At 59.2% G+C, this 3,764-nt stretch carries 3 protein-coding genes and 1 tRNA gene; 1 reads left to right on the forward strand and 3 read right to left on the reverse strand.

Annotated elements, in window-relative coordinates; all coding sequences use genetic code 11:
• Window positions 1-42 precede the first annotated feature (42 nt).
• Window positions 43-119, forward strand: a tRNA-Met gene (locus HHL08_RS25005).
• Here the strand turns inward: HHL08_RS25005 and HHL08_RS25010 are convergent.
• The 3 genes from HHL08_RS25010 to HHL08_RS25020 all read right to left on the reverse strand — a co-directional run bounded on the left by HHL08_RS25010 (window position 76) and on the right by HHL08_RS25020 (window position 3,386).
• Window positions 76-1,758, reverse strand: a complete 1,683-nt coding sequence (locus HHL08_RS25010) for a recombinase family protein (RefSeq protein ID WP_169575558.1) — start codon at window positions 1,756-1,758, stop codon at window positions 76-78. The two genes, HHL08_RS25005 and HHL08_RS25010, sit on opposite strands and share 44 nt — an antisense overlap.
• A gap of 18 nt (window positions 1,759-1,776) precedes the next feature.
• Window positions 1,777-1,962 carry a hypothetical protein gene (locus HHL08_RS25015; protein WP_169575556.1) on the reverse strand — a complete coding sequence of 62 codons (186 nt, stop codon included), beginning with the start codon at window positions 1,960-1,962 and terminating at the stop codon, window positions 1,777-1,779.
• A 482-nt stretch (window positions 1,963-2,444) separates the two neighbouring features.
• On the reverse strand, window positions 2,445-3,386 hold the full coding sequence (locus HHL08_RS25020; protein WP_169575557.1) for an IS110 family RNA-guided transposase: 942 nt from the start codon (window positions 3,384-3,386) through the stop codon (window positions 2,445-2,447).
• Between the last annotated feature and the right edge of the window lie 378 nt (window positions 3,387-3,764).

Raw genomic sequence — 3,764 nt, forward strand, 5'->3', positions numbered from 1 at the left:
AACGCATGTTCCCGCTGGCGCTTGAGGCCAAACAAACATTGACGCGGGATGGAGCAGCCCGGTAGCTCGTCAGGCTCATAACCTGAAGGTCGTAGGTTCAAATCCTACTCCCGCAACCACCGATACTTGCGATTGTCGCGAGATCAGATCTCCAGAGGTCGCAGACCGCTTGGAACCCGCCCCTGAGGCGGGTTTTTTGCGTTCTACCGCAATCGCGAGGATGCCGGCGAGATCGCCGCGTACGTCGATCTTGAGTTCGCCACCTTCAGGCACCAATAGGATCGCCTCGATGAGCGAACGGATGACGTCCGCCGCCTCGAAGCGCTTATTCTCGTCGTCATGCTCCAGGGCCTGATAGAGATTATCAAGCTGAGCCCGATAATGGTGCGCCATATTGGGATGGAGTAGGGGAGGGGGCTCCTGGGCCTGGGCGAGGTCGCGCTCCAGTTCTTTCTTGCGCGCTTCCAATCCAACCATCTTTGCATTGATCTTGTCTGCGGCACCGCCCCGCAGAATCAGGTTCACCAGCATATCCAGGTCCCGGTCGATTTTGGCAATCTCTGCCCGCGCCGCTGTGATAGCAGCGCCAGCGTCGCCCCTCATGCGGTTCATCTCCCTGGTGAACTCGGCGCAAAATTCAGCGAACAGGGCCGGGTCCATCAGATGATGGCGCAACGCATGAAGCACGCGCTCTTCCAGACGATCGCGTCGGATATTGAGGCGGTTGTCACAGGTCCCTTTGTTCCGAGCAGCCGCGCACCCCATCATCGCTGCCGAGATCATCGTGTAGGCACCGCCGCAGCAACCGCATTGCAGCATGCCGGACAACAGATATTTCTGGCGGCGGCGTTCCCATAATTGCGTGGTGGTACTATTCGATCGCACGATCTGGCAGGATTTTTGCCTTTCTTTGGCCGCCTGCCATAATGTATCGTCGATGACACGCATTTCAGGCACCTCCTGGACGATCCATTCGGATTCCGGGTTGGGCCGGGCTTGCCGTTTTCCTGTATCGGGATCCTTGATGAAGCGTTGCCGGTTCCAGATCAACTTTCCGATATAAAGCTCATTGTTAAGGATCCCGGTGCCGCGCTTGGGATTGCCATTGATGGTGCTAAAGCCCCAGGTGCCGCCGGTCGGTGCCTCAATGCCCTCTTTGTTCAGTTCTGTTGTGATCCGTTTGGCCGATTTACCAGCGACATAGTCGCGAAAGATGCGCTGGATGACGCTTGCCTGTGCGTCATTGATGGAGCGGTCGCCCCGGATCAGTTCGCCGTTGGCGTCGAGCCGTTTGACGACGTCATAGCCATAGCTGTTACCACCGCCCGACTTGCCTTTCTCGACCCGGCCGCGCAGTCCACGCCGCGTCTTGTCGGCGAGATCTTTCAGAAACAGGGCGTTCATCGTACCTTTGAGGCCGATATGCAGATGGGTGATCTCGCCTTCTGACAGGGTGACCATCTTGACGTCACCATAAGCCATCCGCTTGAACAGCCCGGCAATATCCTCCTGATCGCGCGACAGGCGATCCATGGCCTCGGCCAGCACGTAGTTAAAACGTCCGCGATTGGCGTCTGCGATCAGCGCCTGAATGCCGGGCCGCAATAGCGAAGCGCCCGAAATAGCATGATCGGTATATTCCTCGACAATCTGCCAGCCCTGCTTTTCGGCATGCAGGCGACAGATGCGCAACTGGTCGGCAATGGAGGCGTCACGTTGATTGTCGGAAGAATAGCGGGCGTATAAAGCAACCTTCACGGAACGGAACTCCTCGTCTCAGGAGCGGGTCGTGCGGCGCTCCTCCAGCATCTCCAGATACGCCTTCCGCGCGGCACGACGGGCAAGCAGGCGAACCAGCTTGACCAGACGCGGATCGGGGCCGCTGCCGCAGGAGGCCAGGTTGAGCACCGGCTCATCAGGCCGGGATGACTTCTGTCGCTGCTGACGGCTACCGGTTGCCATCGTGAATCCGATTCCAGCAGATTGCAAGATGCTTTGGTTTCGGTTCGTCCCGCCGGACTGCTAAAGCTGGCCGGCGAAGCGGGATGCTTTCGTTTCGGAATAAATCTCGCCGAAACCCGGCGATCGATGAAAAGACAATCACTTGGCATGCCCTACACTGGGCCTGCCCGCCACGCTTACGATCATGCCTTGGAATGCGGCGTTCTGCAACGGCCTCAGTTTTGCAAATTGTTGCTGACACCGACATCACTCGGATAATCCAGCGGGTGATGGTGGCGGAGTAGGGCAATCATCGACCCTTTGTGGTCCTTCCCGATCGCTTTTTCATTCCCGGTAAGCGGACATAGGCCAACGTGCGATTGTCGGCTTCTCCACGTCCGAAAGGTTGGACGATCCGGCAAGTCCGCTTCCCGGCGGCAAACTGGCTGGAGCGGTCGTTCGTTCAACTAGAGGGCGCGCCGCACTTAGAGTATCCGTGATGGTCAAGCGCATGCTGTGGTCCAGAGATGATCTGCCCTGAGTAGCGCATTTGCGGTGACGATGAGCTTTCGCATGATGGCTGTGATGGCGATTTTGGCGGGTTTTCCGGCAGCGATGAGCTGCTGGTATTTGGCCTTGAGGTTTGGATTGAATCGGGCGGCGACCAGAGCAGGCATGTAGAGAGCCTGTCGGACATTGGCCCTACCGCCGCGGATGAAGCTTTTGCCTTTCCATTGGCCGGACTGGCGCGCGACCGGGGCAAGTCCGGCGAGCGAGGCAGCCTGCTTGTTATCGAGCGATCCGAGTTCGGGCATGGTGGCGATGATCTGGTTGGCGGTGAGTGTGCCGAGGCCAGCGATGCTGGTGAGAATGTGGTGGCGCCGGACGAGCTTTTCATCTGCGGCAATGACGGCCGCGATTTCAGCGTCGAGCGCAGCGATGTGGCGAGCGATCTGTTCGAGCCGTTGGCTGCACTGGCGCTTAAGCAGCGTGACGGTGAGGTTCTTTTCGCGGTTTTTGAGCGCGGTGCGATCACGCACCAGACCATCGCGGGCGTTGACGAGTTCGGCCAGTTGGTTCTGCTGCGGGCTTCGGGCGGGCCTGACCGGGGGTTTCAGCGTCACCGCCATCCGTGCGAGCAGCCTGGCGTCGATGCGATCGGTCTTGGCGAGCGTGCCTGTCGCCTGAGCGAAGCGCCTTGCCCGTTCCGGGTTGAGCTTGACGCAGGGCATATGGCCGAGCGCGACCTCCAGCGCGCGGTGGTAGATGCCGGTAGCCTCATAGGCGATCCGCTCGACCTCCCATTGCCCGGCCCATGCGATCAGGGTCTTGTGGCCCTTGGTGGTGTTGGGGAACTGGCGCTCGATCCCGATGGGATGGACATAGCAGTCCAACGTCGCTTTGGAGATGTCGATGCCGATGGTTTGTGGTAGAGAGTTGCTCATCTTTTTCGCTGTCCCATGCTTGTCATCCGGGCCTTGAAAGCCCCGGTATCCGTTCGGGCCTGATGAAAAAGAAAGGGGCGATCCTACTCTAACCCGGTCCCTTCACGACCAGCGGTTTTGCGATCCGTCCCCTTCCGTCCGGTCCGGGGTGGCCACCCCGGACCGGACATCGCATCCTGACCCGAACGGACCGCAAAGTCATAAGACAAGCGGTTTTCGACCGTTATGAATCGTTGAGGGATTTCCACGGGGCGTGATTTCTTCTGTGGTTGCCGCCCGCGGTGCAAGAAGTTTCTGGTCCGATGCGCGCGTGATCGAGTGCGGTCTTCTGTAAGGCCTGTATAATGCGGCATTCCAGAAGCCGCTGGCCGGTATGGT

This window comes from Sphingobium psychrophilum, from assembly GCF_012927105.1.
Taxonomy (GTDB): Bacteria; Pseudomonadota; Alphaproteobacteria; order Sphingomonadales; family Sphingomonadaceae; genus Sphingobium; species Sphingobium psychrophilum.

Excerpts from the sequence above, each read along its gene's own strand:
- HHL08_RS25020 (WP_169575557.1), bottom strand. The coding sequence starts at position 3,386 with ATGAGCAACTCTCTACCACAAACCATCGGCATCGACATCTCCAAAGCG.
- HHL08_RS25015 (WP_169575556.1), bottom strand. The coding sequence starts at position 1,962 with ATGGCAACCGGTAGCCGTCAGCAGCGACAGAAGTCATCCCGGCCTGAT.